Annotated in this window: 20 protein-coding genes; 12 read left to right on the forward strand and 8 right to left on the reverse strand. The window is 64.3% G+C overall.

Going from position 1 to position 21,047, the window contains the following annotated elements:
• The first annotated feature begins 94 nt into the window (after positions 1–94).
• From BJY26_RS05805 to BJY26_RS05820, 4 genes are all read left to right on the forward strand, one after another.
• The gene (locus tag BJY26_RS05805) at positions 95–1,435 is read left to right on the forward strand and encodes an ABC transporter substrate-binding protein (protein WP_218852270.1); all 1,341 of its coding nucleotides are present in this window, start codon (positions 95–97) and stop codon (positions 1,433–1,435) included.
• On the forward strand, positions 1,432–2,379 hold the full coding sequence (locus BJY26_RS18990; protein ID WP_218852271.1) for a carbohydrate ABC transporter permease: 948 nt from the start codon (positions 1,432–1,434) through the stop codon (positions 2,377–2,379). The genes BJY26_RS05805 and BJY26_RS18990 overlap by 4 nt, the downstream gene beginning before the upstream one ends.
• Positions 2,379–3,272 carry a carbohydrate ABC transporter permease gene (locus tag BJY26_RS05815; protein WP_179426498.1) on the forward strand — a complete coding sequence of 298 codons (894 nt, stop codon included), beginning with the start codon at positions 2,379–2,381 and terminating at the stop codon, positions 3,270–3,272. Before BJY26_RS18990 ends, BJY26_RS05815 begins: the two co-directional genes overlap by 1 nt.
• Positions 3,273–3,339: 67 nt before the next feature.
• Positions 3,340–3,987, forward strand: coding sequence for a hypothetical protein (locus BJY26_RS05820; protein WP_179426500.1), 648 nt, complete (start codon positions 3,340–3,342; stop codon positions 3,985–3,987).
• Positions 3,988–4,019: 32 nt separating this feature from the next.
• Here BJY26_RS05820 and BJY26_RS05825 read toward each other — a convergent pair whose 3' ends face one another.
• Positions 4,020–4,931: an exodeoxyribonuclease III gene (locus BJY26_RS05825; RefSeq protein WP_179426501.1), complete on the reverse strand. Its 912-nt coding sequence runs from the start codon at positions 4,929–4,931 to the stop codon at positions 4,020–4,022.
• 95 nt (positions 4,932–5,026) lie between these two features.
• Between BJY26_RS05825 and BJY26_RS05830 the strand changes: the two genes are divergently transcribed.
• Positions 5,027–6,052: an L-idonate 5-dehydrogenase gene (locus BJY26_RS05830; protein WP_179426502.1), complete on the forward strand. Its 1,026-nt coding sequence runs from the start codon at positions 5,027–5,029 to the stop codon at positions 6,050–6,052.
• Positions 6,053–6,080: 28 nt separating this feature from the next.
• Here the strand turns inward: BJY26_RS05830 and BJY26_RS05835 are convergent, their stop codons facing one another.
• Complete coding sequence (locus tag BJY26_RS05835; RefSeq protein ID WP_179426503.1) at positions 6,081–7,436, reverse strand: gluconate:H+ symporter; 1,356 nt, start codon at positions 7,434–7,436, stop codon at positions 6,081–6,083.
• A 208-nt stretch (positions 7,437–7,644) separates the two neighbouring features.
• Here BJY26_RS05835 and BJY26_RS05840 point away from each other — a divergent pair, with 208 nt between their 5' ends.
• From BJY26_RS05840 to BJY26_RS05850, 3 genes are all read left to right on the forward strand, one after another.
• Positions 7,645–8,628: a hypothetical protein gene (locus BJY26_RS05840; RefSeq protein WP_179426504.1), complete on the forward strand. Its 984-nt coding sequence runs from the start codon at positions 7,645–7,647 to the stop codon at positions 8,626–8,628.
• Between the two features lie 117 nt (positions 8,629–8,745).
• Positions 8,746–10,326, forward strand: a complete 1,581-nt coding sequence (locus BJY26_RS05845; protein WP_179426505.1) for an FMN-binding glutamate synthase family protein — start codon at positions 8,746–8,748, stop codon at positions 10,324–10,326.
• A 30-nt stretch (positions 10,327–10,356) separates the two neighbouring features.
• A complete protein-coding gene (locus BJY26_RS05850) occupies positions 10,357–12,075 on the forward strand; it encodes a thiamine pyrophosphate-dependent enzyme (protein ID WP_179426506.1) in 1,719 nt (572 codons plus the stop codon).
• 139 nt (positions 12,076–12,214) lie between these two features.
• Here the strand turns inward: BJY26_RS05850 and BJY26_RS05855 are convergent, their stop codons facing one another.
• A complete protein-coding gene (locus BJY26_RS05855) occupies positions 12,215–13,408 on the reverse strand; it encodes an MFS transporter (protein WP_179426507.1) in 1,194 nt (397 codons plus the stop codon).
• A 52-nt stretch (positions 13,409–13,460) separates the two neighbouring features.
• Here BJY26_RS05855 and BJY26_RS05860 point away from each other — a divergent pair, with 52 nt between their 5' ends.
• On the forward strand, positions 13,461–13,796 hold the full coding sequence (locus BJY26_RS05860) for a hypothetical protein (RefSeq protein ID WP_179426509.1): 336 nt from the start codon (positions 13,461–13,463) through the stop codon (positions 13,794–13,796).
• A 25-nt stretch (positions 13,797–13,821) separates the two neighbouring features.
• Here the strand turns inward: BJY26_RS05860 and BJY26_RS05865 are convergent, their stop codons facing one another.
• Together BJY26_RS05865 and BJY26_RS05870 are read right to left on the reverse strand one after the other, a co-directional pair.
• Positions 13,822–14,871 (reverse strand): VOC family protein, encoded by a 1,050-nt coding sequence (locus tag BJY26_RS05865; protein WP_179426511.1) that lies wholly within the window; start codon positions 14,869–14,871, stop codon positions 13,822–13,824.
• Positions 14,872–14,914: 43 nt separating this feature from the next.
• Entirely contained in the window at positions 14,915–15,754 is an 840-nt protein-coding gene (locus tag BJY26_RS05870) for a helix-turn-helix domain-containing protein (protein WP_179426513.1), read from the reverse strand.
• A gap of 101 nt (positions 15,755–15,855) precedes the next feature.
• Here BJY26_RS05870 and BJY26_RS05875 point away from each other — a divergent pair, with 101 nt between their 5' ends.
• The 3 genes from BJY26_RS05875 (at position 15,856) to BJY26_RS05885 (ending at position 18,524) form a co-directional block, all read left to right on the forward strand.
• Positions 15,856–16,629: an SDR family NAD(P)-dependent oxidoreductase gene (locus BJY26_RS05875; protein ID WP_179426515.1), complete on the forward strand. Its 774-nt coding sequence runs from the start codon at positions 15,856–15,858 to the stop codon at positions 16,627–16,629.
• Positions 16,626–17,981 carry an FAD-binding oxidoreductase gene (locus tag BJY26_RS05880; RefSeq protein WP_179426517.1) on the forward strand — a complete coding sequence of 452 codons (1,356 nt, stop codon included), beginning with the start codon at positions 16,626–16,628 and terminating at the stop codon, positions 17,979–17,981. Before BJY26_RS05875 ends, BJY26_RS05880 begins: the two co-directional genes overlap by 4 nt.
• Positions 17,982–18,134: 153 nt before the next feature.
• Positions 18,135–18,524 (forward strand): GNAT family N-acetyltransferase, encoded by a 390-nt coding sequence (locus BJY26_RS05885; protein WP_237248917.1) that lies wholly within the window; start codon positions 18,135–18,137, stop codon positions 18,522–18,524.
• Positions 18,525–18,557: 33 nt separating this feature from the next.
• Here BJY26_RS05885 and BJY26_RS05890 read toward each other — a convergent pair whose 3' ends face one another.
• From BJY26_RS05890 to BJY26_RS05900, 3 genes are all read right to left on the reverse strand, one after another.
• A complete protein-coding gene (locus tag BJY26_RS05890) occupies positions 18,558–19,286 on the reverse strand; it encodes an SDR family oxidoreductase (protein ID WP_179426521.1) in 729 nt (242 codons plus the stop codon).
• An 86-nt stretch (positions 19,287–19,372) separates the two neighbouring features.
• Positions 19,373–19,777: a Dabb family protein gene (locus tag BJY26_RS05895; RefSeq protein ID WP_179426523.1), complete on the reverse strand. Its 405-nt coding sequence runs from the start codon at positions 19,775–19,777 to the stop codon at positions 19,373–19,375.
• A complete protein-coding gene (locus BJY26_RS05900) occupies positions 19,774–20,988 on the reverse strand; it encodes an MFS transporter (protein WP_179426525.1) in 1,215 nt (404 codons plus the stop codon). Before BJY26_RS05900 ends, BJY26_RS05895 begins: the two co-directional genes overlap by 4 nt.
• Positions 20,989–21,047: the final 59 nt, after the last annotated feature.

Here is a 21,047-nt window from a genome sequence, read left to right on the forward strand (position 1 = left end):
CAAAATCGCAGCTATTGACGTGACTCGCATCACCCTGCGTATGATGACGGTAATCGTTTACTGCATTGCGTGCATGAGATCGGAAGGATCCATCGTGGAATCGAACGGTACACGGCTGCAAGACCAGGTCGCTTCGGCATTGTCGCGGCGGCGTGTGCTCCAAGTTCTCGGCGCGGCGGCCGCCGTTCCGCTGGTCTCGTCAATGGCCGCATGCGGCGGCAACCCGGGCGGCTCCAGCGGGGGCGACGACACCGCGCTGCGATTCCTCTACCTCGGAGACGCCACCCAACAGAAGGCCTTCAACAAGCTCTTCAAGAGTTTTGAAAAGAGTCATCCCACGATCACGCTCAAGCCGACCGGCCTGGCCAGCGGCACGTGGGCGAAATTCGCCAGCACGGTGTCCACGCAGATCGCCGGCGGCAAGATCCCCGACAGCATGCAGGTGGCCACCGAAGGCCAAGCGCTCTTTGCCTCGAAGGACCTCTTGGAGCCGCTGGACTCCTATATGAAGAAGGACAAGAAGTACGTCGACGACTATTACGGCGCCATCGACTCCAATTTGAAGAAGTGGACCGATAAGTTCGGGTCGACCGACGACCACACGTATTACATGCCGGGCGGCTACAACCCGGTAGTCATGTACCTCAATACCGACGTGTTCAAAAAGGCCGGAGCGACGATCCCCGACAAAGACTGGACGTGGGACGAGTTCCTTGACGCCGGCAAGAAGATCAAGAAGAAGACCGGGGCATACATCATGGCCGCCGGGTACGCCTTTTCGTTCGTCGACATCATGCCTTGGCTGCTCACCAACGGAGCCAGCACGCTGAACGACGACTGGACCAAGGCCGTCTACAACAGTCCCGAAGCCGTCGAGGCCGCGGAGTTCATTCGCGGCATCGTCGAGGCGAAACTTTCGCCCAAGCCCGGCGGCGAATTCGATGCGGCCGATCAAATGAAGAAGGGCAAGCTGGCCACGCTGGGCGGAGGCCGCTGGCCGACCCTCGACATGCGCCGGCTCGGCATCGTCGACAAGGTCAAGATCGTCAACTGGCCGCACAAGAAGCGCAAAGGCTCGCCCATCGGCTGGGACGCGTGGCCCATGTTCAAGGAGTCGAAGAACAAGGACGACGTGTGGAAGCTCATCAAATACCTGATGTCGACCGACGCGTCGAAGTATTTCGCGACGGTCGGCGGCACCAACGTGCCGGCCCGCGACGACGTGGCCCACAGTCAAGACTTCTTGAAGGACGCCCCGGAGGGCAGCGAGTTGCTTCCGGAGGCAGTCTCGTTCGGCACTCCGATCCCGTCCCCGCCCCGCGGCGGCGAGATGGACAAGCCCATCACCGAAGCTTGGCAAAAGGCCATCTTGGGACATTCCTCGGCCAAGTCCGCCCTCGACAAAGCCAATGAAGAGCTAAGCAAACTGCTGTGACGACGTCCGCACGCCTCGCGGCGGGCACCAACGCCACCGGTCCGCCGTCCGGCACTCCCCGCACCACGAATCGTCCTGCCAAGGGGTCGTGGCAGGGATACGTATTTCTTAGCCCCGCCATGATCTTGTTCATCGCGTTCATCGGCGGCCCGTTCGTCGCGGCCATAGTGTTGAGCTTGTTCAGCTGGGATCTGCTGACACCGCCGAAGTTCGTGGGGCTGGAGAACTTCCGGGCGATGTTCTCCGACCCGCTGATGCTCAGGGTGCTCGGTAACACGTTCGTGTTTGCGCTGGCGTCGGTCGTCACGCACTTGGTGGGCGGCCTGCTGTTGGCGTTGGCAGTCAATCGCGCCATGAACCGGGTGCTGAACTATTTCGTGCGCACCGCCATCTTCTTCCCGTTCTTGATCTCGTGGGCGGCCGTTTCGCTGCTGTGGCGGTACGTGCTCGACCCGACGTTCGGGCCCTTCACGTACTATCTGGACAAGCTCGGCATCAGCGCCCCCGGCTGGTTCACCGATCCCGACTGGGCGCTGGCCTCGATCATCGGCATCGACTTCTGGCACACCATCGGATTCACGTTCATCATCATGCTGGCCGGCTTGCAAACGGTGCCGAAGCAGCTCGTGGAGGCCGCTCGCACGGATGGTGCGAACAACCGGCAGGTGTTCTTCAACGTCACGATCCCGCTGATGTCCCCGACGCTGTTCTTTGCGTCGGTGATCACGTTTCTCGGCGCTTTTCAGATCTTTGACCCGGTCCAGATCATCACCCAGGGCGGGCCGGACAACTCGACGATGACGGTCATCATGTACTTGTACGAAAAGGGGTTCGAGGCGTTCCATATCGGGTACGCCTCCGCCGTGGCGCTTTTGGTGTTCATCATCATGATGCTCGTGACGTTGCTGCAATTTTGGGGCGCGAAGAAGTGGGTGCATGACTGATGGCCGACTTGAAGCTGCCCGCCCCGAAACTGGACGCCACGCCGTCCGGCGCTTTGACCGGCAGGCGCCGGCGCAAACTGAGCACGGGGTCTCTCGTCCTCGACCTCGTGATGCTCGTGGTCGGCATTCTCATGGTCGCGCCGCTGATCTGGCTGATCGTGCAGAGCCTCACGGCCGAAAGCGACGCGTTCGGCATTCCGCCCAGCTGGATCCCGCATCCGTTCACGCTCGACAACTTCGCGGGCGTGTCCGGGCTCATCCCGTTCGGGCGGATGGCGATCAACAGCCTCGAGGTCGGCGTGATTTCGACCGTCGGGTCGCTGTTCGTCAGCGTTCTTGCCGCGTACGCATTTTCGCGCCTGCGGTTCCGCGGTCGGAGCGGTCTTTTCGTCGTGATGCTCTCGGCGTTGATGGTGCCGCCGCAGCTGATCGTCATCCCGGTGTTCATCCTGATGCGGTATCTGGGGCTGATCGACAATCTGATGGCGCTGTGGGTGCCGGCGCTGATCAACGTGTTCGCCATCTTCTTCCTTCGGCAGTACTTCAACACGATTCCGAAAGAGCTCGACGAGGCGGCGATCATTGACGGCGCCGGGCACTTGTGGATCTTGTTCCGCGTGATAGTTCCGCTGTCCGGGCCGGCGCTGGCGGCACTGGCCATCTTGAGTTTCGAAGTGTCGTGGAACAACTACTTCGGCCCGCTGATCTTCCTCTCGAGCCCGGCGAACATGACGCTCCCGCTCGGGCTCGTGACGCTGCAAGCCGGCCAAGGCGGCGCGGCCGTCGTCGTGTTTGCAGCCATCACGCTCGTCGTGCTGCCCGTGCTCATCGTGTTCTTGATCTTCCAGCGCAGCATCGTCGAGAGCATCGCGACGGCGGGGATTCGGGGCTGAGATGCGCGAGTTGCGAGGCGCACGTGTCGGCGAGGAGGCGGGTGATACCGCGGGTGAAAATCTCATCATGCGGCGGGCCGTGCGCGGCGTCTGGCCGCACCTGCCGGTGCTGCTCATCGGCAGCATCGCCGTGTGCGCCGGCGCTGCGATCGCGACGCTCATCGCGCCCGGGCTCACCCCCGTGTCGGTCCTCGTGATCGCTCTGCTCGTGATACCGCCGTTCGCCGCGCTGATCGCCGTGGCCAACGGCATCGTCGTCCGCGGCGACGCGACGGTTCGGCAATGGGGCGGCAGTCTGATCCGGTCGGGGTGGCGCGCTGTCACGGTGGCAGTCCCGCCGGTCGTGGCGCTCGCGCTGTTGCTGACGGCGGTGGAGGTGTGGCGGATCAGCGGTCAGTCGTGGGTACTCGTGCCGCTCGGGGTGGCCGCCACCGTCAGCGCGATCGGCGTGCTCGGCTTGACGGCGGCACTGCCCTTGGCGCTCGAGCGGCCCGGATTGCGTGGGACGGCGTTATGGCTCTCCGCGCTCTTCCTGGTCGCCAAACGCCCGCTGTCGTTCATCGCGGTCGCGTGCCTGGCCGGGATGGGAATTTGGGCGGCAACGGCGTGGACGGCGTCCCTGCTGTTGTTGCTGCCCGCGCCGGTCGCGCTGGTGGCTTCCGCCGCCGTGTGGACGTCGGCCGCCCGCCTGGGGTTGGCCGCTCCCAAAGAGTAGGCGGCATTGCCCTGCGGCTGTGCGGGCAGGCGTCACGGCAGGTCGTAGTCGACGACCACCGGCGAATGGTCCGAAAGTCGGCGTCCGCGGAACTCCCGGTCGACAGCGGAACGGACCGCGGCGCGCGCGAGACGGGGCGTCGCGAGGTGGTAATCGAGGCGCCAGCCCGAGTCGTTCGCGAACGACTGCCCGAGCCACGACCACCACGAGTAGGGGCCGTCGTCGTTCGGGTGGAGACGACGCACGACGTCGACGAGCGTGCGCGGGGAGAGCTGGCGGCCAAACCAGTCCCGCTCCTCCGGGAGGAAGCCGTCATGGCGCTGGTTGCGCCGCCACGCCGCGAGGTCCTGCCTGGTGTGCGCAATGTTGAGGTCGCCCATGAGCAGGAACTCACGCCCGGCCGCGGCGGCGGCGCGCCGGGTCCGGACGAGGTAGCGGGCGAATGCCGACATGAACCCCATCTTCCGGGCGTAGCGCGCACCGCCGTCGGGCGCCTCGCGCATCCGCTCGGTCAGCTGCAGCTCGGCGGGCAGACCGCCCTTGGGCAGGTACAAGCACGCGATGGTGAGCGGAGCGTCCGAGAGGTCCACCTCGAGGTAGCGGCCCTGAGCCGCGAAGGGGCCGAGTCCGCGCGCAAGCGGCACGCGGTCGGGCGCCGGCACGCGGTCGGGCTGACGGGCGCCGACCAGCGCGGCTCCGGCCCACGTCCGGACGGCGTCGGGCACGTGCCGCGTGAGCACGGCGACGCCGTTGCGGCCGGGAATGGTGCCGGTATCGAGGGCAACGTGGTAGTCCCCGAACGCGCCCGCGGGGAGCTTGTCGGCTTGTGCTCGGACCTCTTGAAGCGCGACGACGTCGCAATCGCGTGCGGCGAGCCAGTCGCCGAACCCCCGGCGATGCGCGGCCCGGATTCCATTGACGTTCGCGGTGGCGATGCGCAGCATGCTCTCGAGGCTACGTGACCGACTGACCAACCCGGCGGCCGTATAGCGTGGGAAGGTCGGGTTCGAGATAGTTGTCGCTGTTCGGGAGGTACCACGTGAAAGCCGTCAGGATCCATGCCGCGGGCGATTTGCGCGTTGAAGACGTGCCGTATCCGACGCTCCGGCCGGGCGAGGTCATCGTGCGGATGGAGTGGGGCGGCATTTGCGGGTCCGACCTCTCGTATTGGAAGCACGGCTCGACGGGGACCGCGACGTTGACCGAGCCCATGGTGCTCGGGCACGAAGTTGCCGGACGGATTGCCGAGGTCGCCGGCGATGTCGCCGGCCTTGAGGTCGGACAGCCGGTCACGGTGCATCCGGCCACGATCGTGCCCGGGCAGCAGTTGCCGGAGCGGCTGGCCGGCCGCGACAATCTGTATCCCGAGGTCCGGTATTTCGGCTCGGCCGCATTTTCCCCGCACGAGCAGGGCGGGTTCGCCGAATACCGTGCCGTGGCGGCCGGGCAGATCCGTGCGCTTCCGGACGGCGTGAACACCCGTCAGGGCGCGGTGGCCGAACCGCTGGGCGTGGCCGTGCATGCGATCAACAGGGCCGGCGGCGTGGCGCGGCGGCGTGTGCTCGTCAACGGGAGCGGGCCGATCGGCGCGCTCGTGGCGGCCGCCGCGCGCCGGATGGATGCGGCGTCGGTGATCGTTGCAGACTTGGCCGAGGCGTCGCTGGACGTCGCGCGCACACTGGGCGTCGATCGAACCGTGAACGTGGCTGCGGGGGAAGCCCTGCCGGAGGACGTCGACGTGACATTTGAGGCGTCCGGGGCACCGGCGTCGCTCGGTGCGGTGTTCAATGCGACGGGGCGCGGCGGCGTGGTGGTGCAGGTGGGCAACGTGCCGAGCGGAGCGGTGTCGGCCGAGCTGGCCGCGATCGTGACGCGGGAGATTGAATACCGCGGGACGTACCGGTTCGTTGACGAGATCTCCGACGCGCTCGACCTGTTGGCCGGCGGTCTCGACGTCGAGCCGTTGCTGACGCATTCGTTCCCGATCGACGACGCTGCCGAGGCGTTCGCCGTCGCGGGGGACCGGAGTACGGGCAGCAGCAAGGTGATGCTCCAGCTGTCGTAGCGTCAGCCGGCGCTGTCATCGACGGCAGTCAGACGAAGAGTCCGAGCAGGAGCACGAAGCCGAGACCGCAAACGGCGATGACGGTTTCAAGTACCGTCCAGGTGGCAAGGGTTTCCTTGACCGAGAGGCCGAAGCTTTCCTTGACGATCCAGAACCCGGTGTCGTTGACGTGTGAGGCAATGAGGCTGCCGGCGCCGGTGGCCAAGGTGATGAGAGCGAGATTCACGTCGGAGTCCTGGACGAGCGGAATCACCAGGCCGGCAGTGGTGAGCGCGGCAACTGTCGCCGACCCTTGGGCGATGCGCACGACCGAGGCGATGATCCACGCAAGTAGCAGCGGGGAGAGAGTGCTCCCGGCGAACATGTCGGCAACGTAATCGCCGACGCCGCCGTTGATCAGTACTTCCTTGAGCGAGCCGCTGACGCCGATGATCAGCAGCAGCATGCCGACGGCCTTGACTGACGATTCGGCCGATTCCATCAGCTTGGACATGGGGATCTTGCGGTGGATACCCATGGTGTAGACGGCGAAGAGCACCGAAATGAGCATGACGGTGCTGGGTTTGCCGATCATGGCGACGATGCGGAAGGCGAGATTGTCGTCGACGCCGGCGGCCTGTCGGACGAGGTCGGTGATGGTGGCGATCATCATGAGGATGACCGGGAAGAGGGCGGTCAGGGCACTGATGCCGAATCCGGGAGTGTCCTCCAGGTCGCGTTGTTCGGCGTCGCCGATGGTGGCCAGGACGCCGGCCTTTTTGTTCATGGCGAAGGCGCCGGGCGCGTATTTGCGGGCCACCGCGGTGAACAACGGTCCGGCGATGACGACCGTGGGAATGGCGATGATGACGCCGTAGAGCAGGACCATGCCGAGATTGGCGTGGTATTGGGCAGCGATCACCGTCGGCCCGGGGTGCGGCGGGAGGAACCCATGCATGACGGACAGGCCGGTGGCCATGGGCAGGCCGAGGTACATCAGCGGCAGCTTCACCTGCTTGGCCATCTGGTACACGATGGGCACTAGCAGCACGATGCCGACCTCGAAGAAGAGCGCGACGCCGAGAATGAGGGCCACGAGGACGACGGCCCACTGGATGTAGCGCTGTCCGAACTTGCCGACAAGAGTTTCGGCGATGCGTTGGGCGCCTCCGGAATCGGCGATCAGCTTGCCGAGGATCGCGCCGAACCCGAAGATGAGCCCGACGGAGGCGAGGGTGTCGCCGAATCCTCCTTCGATCGATTCGACGATTTTCGACACGGGCATCCCGAGAGCGATAGCCGTGAGGAACGAGACGATCACCAGGGCTATGAACGTGTGAACCTTGAATTTGATGATGAGGAGCAGCAATACGACTATCGCTGCCGCGACGATGACGAGGGGCATTGTCGGAACTACCTGACTGCATTGGGGAAAGTTGCGCGTCCATCTTGGCAGCGAGCGCGAGGGGCGCGCCGGCGATCCCACGGTGTGGACACCGCCGGCACGGCATGGGGAAGCTTGTGCGAGACATGAGGTGCCCGTACCGAATCTCTCACGCGGTGGCTGAAGTACCGGAAGTATTCCGTCCGGAATTGGGGTTAGTGTCGCGAGCATGAATACTGACACAGCTTCACAAGACAACGTGACGACATGGCTGCTGGACGCCGATCCGGCGATCACGTGGCAAGCGCTTCGCGACCTGACCGACGCATCGGCCGCCGCCGTCACGGCCGAACGCGCCCGCGTGGCGGAGACCGGGTGGGGCAGGCGGCTGCTCGACCTGCAGGACGACGGCCAGTGGGCGGGCGGCGCCTGCTTCCCCGGCCGGGGCTGGCGACCGACCGGCCCGGCCGTTGGCGACCCGGACGGTCAACCGTGGGTCGCCACGATGCCCACGTTGCGCCTGTTGCGAGAATTCGGCATCGACCCGGCGGACCGCGCGGTGCGCGAGGCGGTGAACGGCGTCCGGGAACAATCGACGTGGGAGCATGCCGGTCAGCGATTCTTTGACGGCGAGGTGGAACCGTGCATCAACGGCGACACTGTCGCGGTCGGTGCGTACTTCGGGGAAAACGTCGACGGTGTCGCCCAGCGGCTGATCGGGGAGCAGCTCGAGGACGGCGGCTGGAACTGCGAGGCCGAGAACGGGTCGATCAGATCGTCGTTCCATTCCACGATCTGCGTGTTGGATGGCCTGCTGGAATACGAGCGCGCCGGCGGACAGGTGCCCGTTGCCGATGCGCGGCGGCGTGGTGAGGAATATCTGCTGACGCGCGGCCTGTTCCGCCGAGCAAGCACCGGAGAGGTCGTCGACGGAGACTGGTTGCAGTTCTCGTTCCCCACGCATTGGCATTACGACGTTTTGCGTGGGCTCGACTACTTCCGGACAGTTGGCGGTACGCCCGATCCACGGCTCGCCGAAGCAGTTGAGCACGTGCGCTCCAAGCGCCGGCCCGATGGCACCTGGGCGCTGGAGAATACGCACCCGGGTCTCGTGCACTTCGAACTTGAAGACGGCGATGGTAAGCCGAGCCGGTGGAACACGTTGCGGGCGAAGCGCGTCCTACGCTGGTACGACGCCGCGCGGCCTGCCTGAAATTGCCGGAGGACGCCAAACCGCACGTGGGAGGTGCCCTCGACCGGTTCGACCGAGCTCTTGGACGTAGGATCGACAAACACGGCGAGTAGCAGGCCACGAGGTGGAGGACACGCAATGGGTAGATTTCTCATCATCACGATTCTCGCCGTAGTAATAGTCATAGTCGGCTGGGCGGCGATCATCGGCTCATGGGCCTGGCTGGTCGTCGTGGTCGTCCTGTTGGCGTTCTTGGGCGTCGGAATCTATGACCTGCTCCAAAAGAAGCATTCGGTACTGCGCAACTATCCCATCATCGGCCATATGCGCTACCTGCTGGAGAGTGTCCGCCCGGAACTGCAGCAATACTTCATCGAACGAAACTGGGACGGTCGCCCGTTCGACCGCGATATTCGCTCGGTCGTGTATCAGCGCGCCAAAGGCATTCACGGGGAACAGGCCTTCGGCACTGAACGCGACGTCAATGCGACCGGATACGAGTACCTCGTCCATTCGCCGGTGCCGCTGGACGAGCCAAAAGAAGTGCCGCGGGTGAACGTTGGCGGACCGGATTGCAGCAGGCCCTACAACATGGCGTTGATGAACGTGTCGGCCATGAGTTTCGGGTCGCTGTCCGCAAATGCCATCCGCGCCCTGAATGCCGGTGCGAAAATGGGTGGGTTCGCCCACGACACCGGCGAGGGCGGACTGTCCCCGTATCACCTTGAAAACGGCGGGGACCTGGTCTGGGAGATCGGATCGGGCTATTTCAGTACGCGCACGAAGGACGGCGATTTCGACCCGGAACAATTCAAGGAGAATGCGGCTCACGACCAGGTGAAATGTGTGTCGCTGAAATTGAGTCAAGGAGCCAAGCCGGGCATCGGCGGTGTGCTGCCGGCCGCGAAGGTCAACGCTGAGATCGCTCGAACGCGCGGCATCCCCGAGGGGCAAAAATGCGTGAGCCCACCCGGACACAAGGTCTTTCATACGCCGACCGAGTTGATCGAATTCATCGCGCGAATGCGTGAGATGTCCGGTGGAAAGCCCGCCGGATTCAAGCTGTGCGTCAGCTCGCGTCGACACGTATTGGCCATGTGCAAGGCGATGATTGAGGTAGGTACGGCGCCCGATTTCATCATCGTCGACGGTTCCGAGGGTGGTACCGGGGCAGCGCCGCTGGAATACGAGGATCACGTCGGGACGCCGTTGACCGACGGCCTGATGATTGTGCACAACGCGCTCGTCGGAGCTGGACTGCGCGACAAGGTGCGGGTGGGCGCCAGCGGAAAGGTGGCGGCCGGCAACGACATCGTCAAGCGACTCATTCAGGGGGCCGACTATACGAATTCGGCGCGAAGCATGATGATGGCCGTTGGCTGTATTCAGGCACAGTTGTGTCATACCGGTAAGTGTCCGGTCGGGGTGGCGACTCAGGATCCGCGGCGCGCCCGTGCCCTCGTGGTTCCCGATAAGAGCGTCCGGGTGAAGCAATACCAGGAAGCGACAGTGCAGCAAGCCGCCAAGATCATGGCGTCGATGGGTACGTATGATCCGGGCACGTTGACGCCGCACCAACTGCGCAGAAACGTCTCTCCGACCCAGAACCTCTCATACGCCGAGCTCTACGAATGGCTCGAGTTCGGTCAGCTCCTGACCGATGCACCGAAATCGTGGCGGTCGGATTGGGAATCCGCCAGCTGTGACACCTTTGCGTGACAATCGCCGAAGCATTGAGGAGAAGACGTCATGACAACAGTTGCCGAGCAAATCGTCGACGCACTGAGCCAGCACAAGGTGACAACCGCTTGGGGCGTGGTAGGCGACGCTCTGAATCCGATAACCGACGCCATCCGCAGGAACGACGAGATCGAATGGATCGGCGTCCGGCACGAGGAGGCCGCTGCTTTTGCGGCCGGCGCGCAAGCACAGCTGACGGGCAGGCTCGGAGTGTGCATGGGAACCGTCGGGCCGGGATCGGTGCACTTGTTGAACGGGTTGTACGACGCGAAGAAGTCGCATGCCCCCGTGCTGGCCATTTGCGGTCAAGTACCCACGCCGGACATCGGCAGCGACTTCTTCCAGGAAGTGAACAATGACGTGTTGTTCAGCGACGTCGCGGTGTTCGCCCATACCGTCACTGCGGCGAGTCAGATGCCGTATCTGCTTGAGCAGGCGGTCAACGCGGCAATGGCGGAGGAAGGGGTTGCGGTGCTGACGGTCCCCGGAGATGTGGGCAGCCTCGACGTGGAAAATGCCCGTCGTCCGCAGTTCGCCCCGTATGCGGCACCGGCCGCCGCCCCCGACGTGCAGGTATCCGCGGCGGCGGACGTCCTGAATGAGGCCGAGAACGTGACGTTGCTGGTGGGGATGGGCGCTCGCGATGCTCGCGGTGAAGTGCTGGAGCTCGCAGAGCGGCTGCAATCGCCAATGGTTGTCACGTTGAAGGCGAAGGAAGGGCTGGAAAAGGACAACCCCTATCAGGTCGGCCAGACCGGCCTGATCGGTAACCCCGCGGCCGCGAAGGCACTCGACGACGCGGATGTGCTCGTGATGCTGGGCACCGATTTCCCGTATCGGAACTGGTATCCGAAGGATAAGACGGTTATTCAACTCGACAATCGTATCGAGCACATAGGACGCCGCGTCGGGGTGCAACACTCGCTCGTCGGCCATGTGCAACCGACCGTGAAGGAGCTGCTGAAGCGTCTCGCCGGCGATAGGTCGGCCAAACATCTGGAGAAGGCGCGCAAATCGTTTGCCACTTGGCAGAAGCATCAGAACAAGCTCGCCGATCCGGATCATGACGACTCGATTCTCGGTAAGATTCGCAGCATCGGCGACAACCCGGACGAACGGATCCGACCGGAGATCGTCGCTGCAGCACTGCATGAGCACGCCGCGTCCGACGCCATTTTCACCACCGACACCGGCATGTCCACCGTGTGGCTTTCCCGCTTCGTTACGATGACGGGCGACCGTCGCCTGCTCGGTTCGTACAACTTGGGCTCAATGGCGAACGCGATGCCGCAAGCCCTGGGAGCGCAGGCGCTCGATCGCCATCGTCAGGTGATCGCGTGTTGCGGCGATGGTGGCCTGATGATGTTGTTGGGCGATTTACGTACAGCTGTCACCTACGGGCTGCCGGTGAAGTTCGTCGTGCACAACAACGGACGACTCGGCATGGTGAAACTCGAGCAGGAGGAAGGCGGGCTGCCCGAGTTCGGAACCGAACTGGACAACCCGAACATCGCCGAGGTCGCTACCGCCATGGGAGTGAAGTCGACGCGCGTGACGGACCCGGACAGCCTTGACGACGCAGTCCGCGAAGCCTTGGACACCGACGGGCCGGTATTGCTGGACGTCGTGACCAATCCGGACGAAGTGTCCTTGCCTCCGAAGGTCACGCCGGCGGAGGCGTGGGGATTCGCCATCGCCAAATCGACGGAATTCATCGAAAGCGCCTGACTCACCGGGAAACGCCAGGCAAAACGCGCCGTGGCGTCGGGAACGCGCCGTCATGACGACGCGTTCCCGACGCCACGGCGCGTTTCACGATGGTACGACGCCGTGCAGCCGGGCTGAGCGTCTTGCCTCCCGCTCTCCGTCAGGAAGCCTCCGGACGCTGCAGCAGCGGCCTCGCGCCGACAAAACCCGTGAGCATGGCGACGACCGAGAAGCCCGGCACGACGAGGAACGCCGTGTGCGCGTCAAAGGCGTCGACGGCTTGACCGGCGACGGCCGACCCGGCCGAGATACCGATGCCCAGCGCCGTGCTGATCCAGGCGAGGGCTTCGGTCAACTGCTCGGGCCGGGCGTACGCCTGCACTACTGCGTTTCCGCCGATGATGGTCGGGGCGACCGAGATGCCGATGCCGAAGAGTGTGGCCGTCACGAAGAACACGTTGCCCGATAGCGGCAGCCCGGCCGACATGACGGCCAAGAGTGCAAGCGTGACGATGAGGCGGACGCCGTCCTTCGACTTCCACTGCACCGAGCCATAGACGAACCCGGCGAGCAGAGAGCCGAGTGCCAGCACGGCGAGTAGGAGGCCGGAGTACCCGGCGATCCCCAGCTCACGCGTATAGGCGACGACTACGACGTCCACGGCTCCAAGGCCCGAGCCGGCGAAGATGAACGCGAAAATCACGACGAGCACGGCGGGGATGCGCAGGACCGATCCGCCGGTCCCGGACTTCGACCCGGTAGGCGCCGGCTCGGTACTGCGCTGCGAATACAAGATCGTGCTGCCGACGGCCACGGCCAGCAGGGCGGTGACCATGCCTGCCGCTGGATGGATCCGGGCGGCCAGGGTTGTGACAAGGATCGGGCCGATCATGAAGACCATCTCGTCGACCATGGCCTCCCACGAGAACGCGGTGTGCCGCTGCGCCGGGTTTGCCGTCACGTGCACCCACCGGGCGCGAACGAGCGAACCGACGGATCCGACGGCAGCACCGGCGATCACGGCCGCCAGGATGAGCACCCAAGCGTCGAGTTCGACTATCGCAGCAGCGATCAGCCCGGCGAGCGCCAGGGAATGCACGACGGCGGCCGGCACCATGACCTTCCGCTGTCCGTGTCGGTCGACGAACCGGGCAAGGGACGGCGAGCACACGGCTCGGGCGATCATGAACGCTGCCGCGACGGCGCCGGCCAAGCTGTACGAACCGCTGGTGTACGACACCAGCACGATCGCGCCCAGGCTGATCATCGAAATCGGCAATCGGGCCAGCAAGCCGGCGGCAGAAAATGCGAGAGCTCCGGGAAGGGAAAGGATTTCGCGGAACGGACGCAGCATTGCTCCATTATCGCCGCACGGAGCCCGTGCCGTCTCGGATTAATATCGGGGCATGGCGAACATACTCATGGACGACGACACCGTCACCGTTTCCTTGTCGGCGCTGGAGAAAGTCGAGGCTCTGCACGGAGATGTCAGTGTTGCCCGGTCGGCGATCGTCGGGATACACGAAGTGCCCGATGGGCTGGCCGAAGTGCACGGTGTGCGCTTACCCGGCACCGGACTGCCCGGAATGATCCTTGTCGGAACTTTCCGCGAGCCCGATCGGCGGACGTTCGCGGTCTGTCACGGTGCAAACCCGGCGGTGGTGTTCGATCTCAAAGGCGAACACTTCGATCGACTGGTCGTCACGGTGGACAACCCGGAAGCGCTTGTCGGGCTCGAATAGCCGATTCACAAGACGGCTCGGTGACTCATCGAGGGCGCGATATCGCCATGAGGTCGTTCGGCGTCCGGTAGTTGGTAGGGCCATTGTTCGGTGTGCCGTAGAGGAAGTACTCCGTAGGCAGCGGTGAACCGTACCAGATGACGGCCGTGTCGACGTTCTCCTCGGTCCAGGTCACGGGCTTCCAATTCGGGTCGAAGATGAGATATCCCGCGTCGCCGAACAGCTCGATGCGGTTGCCGCCGGGCTCGAACACGTACAGGAACTTCGCCTGGCTGACTCCGTGTTTGCCTGGCCCGGCTTCGATCTCGACCCCGTTCTCCACACACAGGTCCGCCAGGTCGTCCAGGTGCTGCGGGTAGCCGTACCAGAACGCGAGGTGATGCAGACGACCATTGCCGTTCGCGGACTGGCCGGACTGATCTCCGAGGTTCGCGATCTCGTGCACAAGCGGACTGACGCTCATCCACGCCGCACCCTCCCGGCCGTTCCGGTCAACGATATTCTCGCGCAGCCGGAACCCCAGTGTGTCGCGGAGAAATTCGCGATTCGTGGTCACATCGTCGACGAGGTGGTTCACGTGGTCCAGGCGGCGCACCGGGATACCTCGGGTTGGACGCTTTTGCGGACGGCTGAGCAGGTCGCTCTTCTGGCTTTCCGGCGGCCGATAATAGTCCAAGTCCCACAGCAGCGAATGGTGGTGGCCCGCCGTGTCCGTGAAGCTGTAGGTAGGGCCCTGAGCAAAGTCGCCGTCGTCCCAGGAGCCCTTGATCCCGTATCGTTCGATGGCATCGACACGACGGTCCAGGGCAGCCGGTGCGCTCGTACGCCAGACGGTTCGTCCGGTGCCGCACGACTGGCGATACGTGACCTTGAGGGAATAGCTGTACCAGTCTTCAAAGGCACGCAGGTAGACCGATTCGCCCTCACGACGAACTTCGGTCATTCCGAGAAGTTCCTTGAAGAACCACAGTGTCTCGTCGACTGTGGGCGAGAACAATTCGGCGCTGACAAGCTGGTGCAGGTCGTGGTTGGGCTCGACAAAAGAATCATAATTGTTGTCGTTGACTGTGGGCATTGTGGCTCCTTGTTTGCGTAATGTGCCGGGGCGTCGACAACGGCTAGCGCGTCGCACCAGAGGTCGAGGAGTCGAGCGATTGGCGAACCGATTCGAGGATGCGCGCCGATTGTGTGCCGGGCTCAGCGGTGTAGAGCACGAGAGTTTGCCCGGTTGGGTAGGCAGTCATGAACGCGTCCCAGGAGACGGTCATTGTGCCGAATTGCGGATTGAATATTTGCTTGGTGCCCGACGAGTGTCCATGTACGTCGTGTCGGGCCCAAAGGCTTCGGAAGTGGTTGCTGCCGGCGGAAAGCCGACCGAGCGTGGCGTGCAACACCGCGTCGTCTTCTCGTCCCTTGACCATGCTGCGGAATGCCGCCACCGCCTCGAGCGCCACGGCATCCCAGTTCGGATATGTGCGCGGGGCATCCGGATGCAGGAATACGTATTCGAGTTGGTTGCCGTGTGCCGCCTCACCGAGGAATGCCTCTGCCGCCCGGCTATGTGCGACGATCTCGAAGTACGGGCCGAGGATGTAGGCGATCTCGTTGTCGAAACGGGCCAGCGCTCGGGCCAGTCCCGGGGCCGGCTTCGCAACTTCGTCGGCGTCCGGCGTGTGTCCGATCGGCCACACCAGCGAATGCAAGTAGCGCACGCCTTCGGAGTCGAGGCGTAGCGCCGCGGCAAGGGTGTCAAGCACTTGACGTGAGGGTGAGCGGTCTTTGCCGCGCTCCAGACGCGTCAGGTACTCGACGCTTATCCCGGCAAGTGAAGCCACTTCTTCTCGGCGGAGCCCGGGGACGCGACGTCCGGGAGTCCGCGCCGGGAACCCCGCTTCCTCGGGGCCGATGCGCCCGCGACGGGCGAAAAGAAATTCGCCGAGTCGGTTCTCTGTATGCACGCTGTGAACGATACCGCGTGTTCAGCCGATGAGCCTGGCCCTGCGAGGTCCCCCTGCAGCGGGGTCTGCCCGGGATGGCGCGAACACGAGAAGCTGACGACATGACATCTGAAATTTCCTCTGCCGACAGCCCGCCGTCCCTGCAAGGCAAGGTCGCTCTCGTCACCGGCGCTTCGTCGGGGATCGGGGCGGCCATTGCTCACACGCTTGCCTCCAACGGAGCCGTCGTCGCGGTGGCGGCGCGTCGCAGCCGGCTACTCGAGCAACTCGTCGTCGACATCGAATCCGCGGGTGGATCCGCGGTCGCGATAGAACTGGACGTCACCGATGAGAAGGCTTGCCGAGCCGCCGTCGAGCAGTGTGTGGATCGGCTCGGCGGCATCGATGTTCTGGTGAACAATGCCGGAGTGATGTTGCTCGGTCCCATCGAGAACGCCGATGTGGATGATTGGCGACGCATGATCGACACCGACGTTCTCGGGGTGATGTACATGACCCACGCCGCCTTGCCGCACCTGCTGCGCGACAAAGGCACCATCGTGCAGATTTCCGGGGTCGACGGCCGGACCGCGGGGTACCTGACGGGTGTTTACAACGCCAGCAAATGGGCGGTCAACGCGTTCTCGGAGTCGCTACGCCAGGAGGTGACCGCCCGGGGAGTGCGGGTCGTCGTGGTCGAGCCGGGAGCAACGGCAACCGAGATCAGCTCACACATCACCCATTCCCCCACCCGAGACGCGGTTGAAGAGTTTGCCGCGGCTTTGCAGCCGCTGACGCCGGACGACGTCGCGGCGGCTACTTTGTACGCGGTCACCCAACCTCCGCACGTTGCAGTCAACGAAGTCCTTCTTCGCTCGGTGGACCAACAACGATGACCACCGCGGAGACGACACACGCCGGAAAGGACACGAGGATCGGCGCCGCACGGACCGAATTGACGAGCCGGATCGACCCGGGCCGAATCGTGACTAAAGCCGCCGGGCTCACGAAGGCGGCTGCGATATGGAACGGAGCGGTGAATAATCGCCCGGCAATGGTGGTGCAATGTAAGACGACCGCCGACGTACAACACGCCGTGCGAACGGCCGGGAAATTCAACCTACCCCTGTCGGTCCGTGGCGGCGGGCACGACTGGGCCGGGCGGGCCATCCGTGCGGACGGCCTCGTCATCGACCTCACGAACATGCGAGACGTCTCGACGCACGGCCGGATCGCTACCGTCGAGGGCGGAGCCACTGCGGAGGACGTGGCCGCTGCCGCCGACCGCCTCGGCCTCGCGGTGGCCACTGGCACCGTCGGCTCGGTGGGAATGACCGGCCTGACCTTAGCGGGCGGGTACGGGCCGTTCTGCGGTCGATTCGGGCTGGCCGCCGACAACTTGGTCGGCGCGGAGGTTGTCCTTGCGGACGGGCAGATCGTGCATGCCGGTCGGGAAAACAACCGTGATCTTCTCTGGGCGCTCCGCGGCGGCGGCGGAAACTTCGGCGTCGTCACCTCCATCGACGTGGCGTTGCACCCACTCGCCGAAATCCTGTCGGGTTCGTTTACTTTCCCGTTCGAGGACGCACGGACGGTGCTGGCCGGGTATGGTGAACTGGTCGACAGAGCGCCCGACGATCTCACCGCAGTACTTTCGATCGTGCCGGGCGACGATGGCGATCCGGCCATTGTCGTCTCACCAACATGGTCGGGGCCCATCGCTGACGGTTACTCGTTCATGGACGAATTCGCCGCACTTGCGCCGCCGCTGGCCACCGATGTTTCGGTGATATCGCCGTTGACCAAGCTGCGCCGGTTGGACGGCATGCTTCCCGACGGCGCCAATTACGCGATCCGTACCCGCAACATCGCGGCTCTCACCCCGGTGGTGGCGTCAGGGCTGCTTGAGGCGTATTCGGCCAGGAGAGAAGTCGGATCGTTCCTCAACGTTCATCACTTCCACGGCGAGGCCGCGCACCGGGCCGTGGAGAGCACGGCATTCGGACGGCGGGACAATCACCTGATGGTTGAAATGATCGAAACCGCGGGGGTTGTGTCCGACTGGACCATGACCGCCTCCACAATGCTTGCCACACATGCGTTGCCCGGCGGATACCCGAACCTCCTGGGCCCCGACGACGAGGAGCAGACAGCCGCTGCCTTTGGGCCCAACGCTCCGCGCCTACTCGACGTCAAGGACCGTTTTGATCCGCACGCGGTGTTCCGCGCGGTCGGGGCGATACGTTGAGAGCCGCGCAGACGATCCGCTCCAACCATTGATACCGAGAAAGGCGAACGTCGCATGGGTCGAGCTTCTGAATACACGTTAACCCCCTTTGAGGCGAGCGATGCAGCAGAAGTGACGGTACTCCAGCAGTGCTGTTGGGTGCCCGAAGCAATCGTGAATAACACCCTGAATATCCCCGCGCTTCACGAGACGGTCGACGACGTGTTGCGATGGCCCGAATCATGGGCAACGCTCTGCCTACGGCGCGGAAATCGACTTGTCGGTGCCGTGCGAGGGCAATCCACGGCTGATAATTCGTGGGAGATCGGCCGCCTGATGGTGGCACCCGATCTGGCAGGCCAGGGGCTTGGCCGTTGGCTTCTGAAGGCCGGCGAAGACCTAGCGCCCGAGTCGACAACCCGGTTCGTCTTGTTCACCGGGGCGAAAAGCGAGCGCAATATCCGCATCTACCAACGAGCCGGCTATCAGCTCTGCGAACCGCCCGCCGGCATCGGCGACCACGTTGAAGGAGCCGTCTACTTAGCTCGCCCGGCGCTGCCGTGACCCCGCCGGGCGGGGCCACGGCAGCGGACCGTTTCAGCCGGCTTGGGTGTGAATGTGGCGCACAGCCTGCGGGTAGGTCGTCACCGGGTCGGCTGACAACGTTGCCTTGACCGTGCGGGTTTCGTCATCGGCCAGAACCTCCAACTCGCCTGCTTCGAGCCCGTCGAGCGCCGCAATGACAACGGCTTGCGGGGTATTTTTCGACATATCGAAGGCGGCAATCATGTCGGTGTCGGTGCTCGCCATATATAGCCCCGTGACCTGTGTATTTTGACCACTGAGCTCGACTCGGAGTGCATTCGTCATGGCCCAAACGGCCGCCTTCGAGGCGCCGTAGCCGTTGGAGTGCTCCAGGCCGAGCCAGGCTGCTGCGGAGGAGACATTGAGAATACTGCCGCCGCCGTTCGTGGCCAGCGCGGGTGCAAACGCGCGGACCATCGCTAGCGTCCCGAAGTAGTTGGTTTCCATTTCCCGGCGTATATCGTCGAGGTTTCCGCCCACAAGAGGAGCGAACGTGGTGATGCCGGCGTTGTTGATGAGCACGTTGACGTCAGCAGCGAACGAGGCGGCATCGGCGACGGCGTCCGCGTTCGTGATGTCGAGGGCGACGGGTACGACGCGCGGGTCGTCAACGATCGAGGAAGCGTCGCGGGCGGCGGCGTAGATCTTTGCGGCACCGCGGGCGAGCAGCTCGGCGACGAATGCGCGGCCGATACCGCGGTTGGCGCCGGTGACGAGGACGACGGCGTTGTTGATGTGCATGGCGGTTCTCCTTGAAAACTTCATTGGATATGCGTTCGTCAGGGTTGACGGCACTTCCCGCAATGGGGATCTTTCTTCGGCAGGTTTTACTCGGGTGAGGCACTCCCCTCGTACAGCGGAAGATCGCGCACGAGTTGCGTGAGTTCGGCGTTCTGGGCGTAGCGTCGGCGGTGCAGGTCCGCGATTTTCTTCTCGATCTCGGGGTCTGGATCGTCCGTGATGTCGAAGGAGTGGAACTTTTCAAGCAGCGGAAGGCCTATTCGGTCCGTGTGTGCGTGAGACGGGGCCATCAGGTACTCCCAGTAGCCTTCGAGATCTTCGATCGCGAAGACTGCGCCAAACTCGAAGTCGCCGCCGAAGTCGGGCCCGACGACGTAGCTTTTCACCGCATCGATGGACGCTCCTTGGTTGCGGAGGCTGTCGAGAGCCTCCTCGCGCTGCTCCGGCGTGACGTCCTTCTTCATGGTGAAACGGTTGCCGTGGTAGATCATCGTTCTGTCCTTTCGTTTTTCTGGTGAGTGCGGCGACCGACAGTGGCGACGGTCGTCGCGAGGATGGCCAATATGGCCGCGGCCGCGAAGAAGGCGCCGCGGATTCCGATCGCACCGATGATGGGTGCGAGGAGCATGGGTGAGAGGAACTGCCCGCCGAAAATGGCGGCGACCAGGCCTCCGAGCGCGGTGGCGCGTCGCGGGCCTGACACGACGTCGCTCATCCACACGTTGAGGTCGGGCACAATGGCGCCGACGCCGATGCCGCCCACCAGCGCTCCCGCGATGACGCCTATTGGCGTCTCGGATCCGCTGGAGCCGATCACGATCCAGCCGATCCCGAGCATCAGCAGACTGCCGGCCGCGATGGCGCCGAAGTCGAAGCGACGTCGCAGCGCCGGGAAGAGCAGTGCGCCGACGATCCCGGTCGCGGTGCTGGCCGCGACGGCAACGCCTGAGAGCACCGGGGGCAGCCCGGCGTGGGCGAGAAGGAACGGTATCTGAGTGGGGGCCATAAAGAACACGGCCGTGCCGATCACCGCAACGCCCAGCACCAAGGCGACGACCGGAGCCTGCGCGCGGCGAGCGGAATCCGGTGGCGGGGGAGCGGAATCCGGTGGCGCGGGAGCGATACGGCGGCGCGGCAGCAGAGGAACCGCGAGGGCAAACGGCAGGATGACGACGGCGACTGCATAGAGCGCGAACGGTATGCGCCATCCGAGCGGAGCCAGGATTCCGGCGAGCGGGAGGAACACGACTCCTCCGAGGCTGGCGAATGCTTGCTGCGCGGCCATCATCCGAGCGCGAGCGGGGCCGTTCCACAGACCGGCGATGGTCGTGGTGACGGAGGTCATGATCATGCCGCCTGCGATGCCAAGAATGATGCGGGAGGCGAGAAGCGCGACGATTCCGGCTACCCAGAGTCCGGCGGTCCCGGCGAGGGTATAGGCCGCCATTCCGGCCGCCAGTACCGGGCCGGATCCGATGCGTTGTATGAGGGCGCCGGCGAACGGTGCCGTCACTGCGATCGCGGCGGAGGTGAGCGTGACGACCTGACGTACGACCAGGGGAGAAGCGCCGGGAAAGGCTGACTGAATGGCCGGCAGACTCGGCGAAACGATCGCCGCTGCCATGATCGTGAGGGTCGATGCTGCCAGCAGAACTGCGGTCGCCGCAGGACTGACGCGGCGAGGGACGGCGACTTCTACCATGAGTTCCTTACTCCCAATGTCTAGAAAGTGATTATTCACTCATTGATAAGTTTGAAAAA

The organism is Spelaeicoccus albus (assembly GCF_013409065.1).
GTDB classification, from domain to species: Bacteria; Actinomycetota; Actinomycetes; order Actinomycetales; family Brevibacteriaceae; genus Spelaeicoccus; species Spelaeicoccus albus.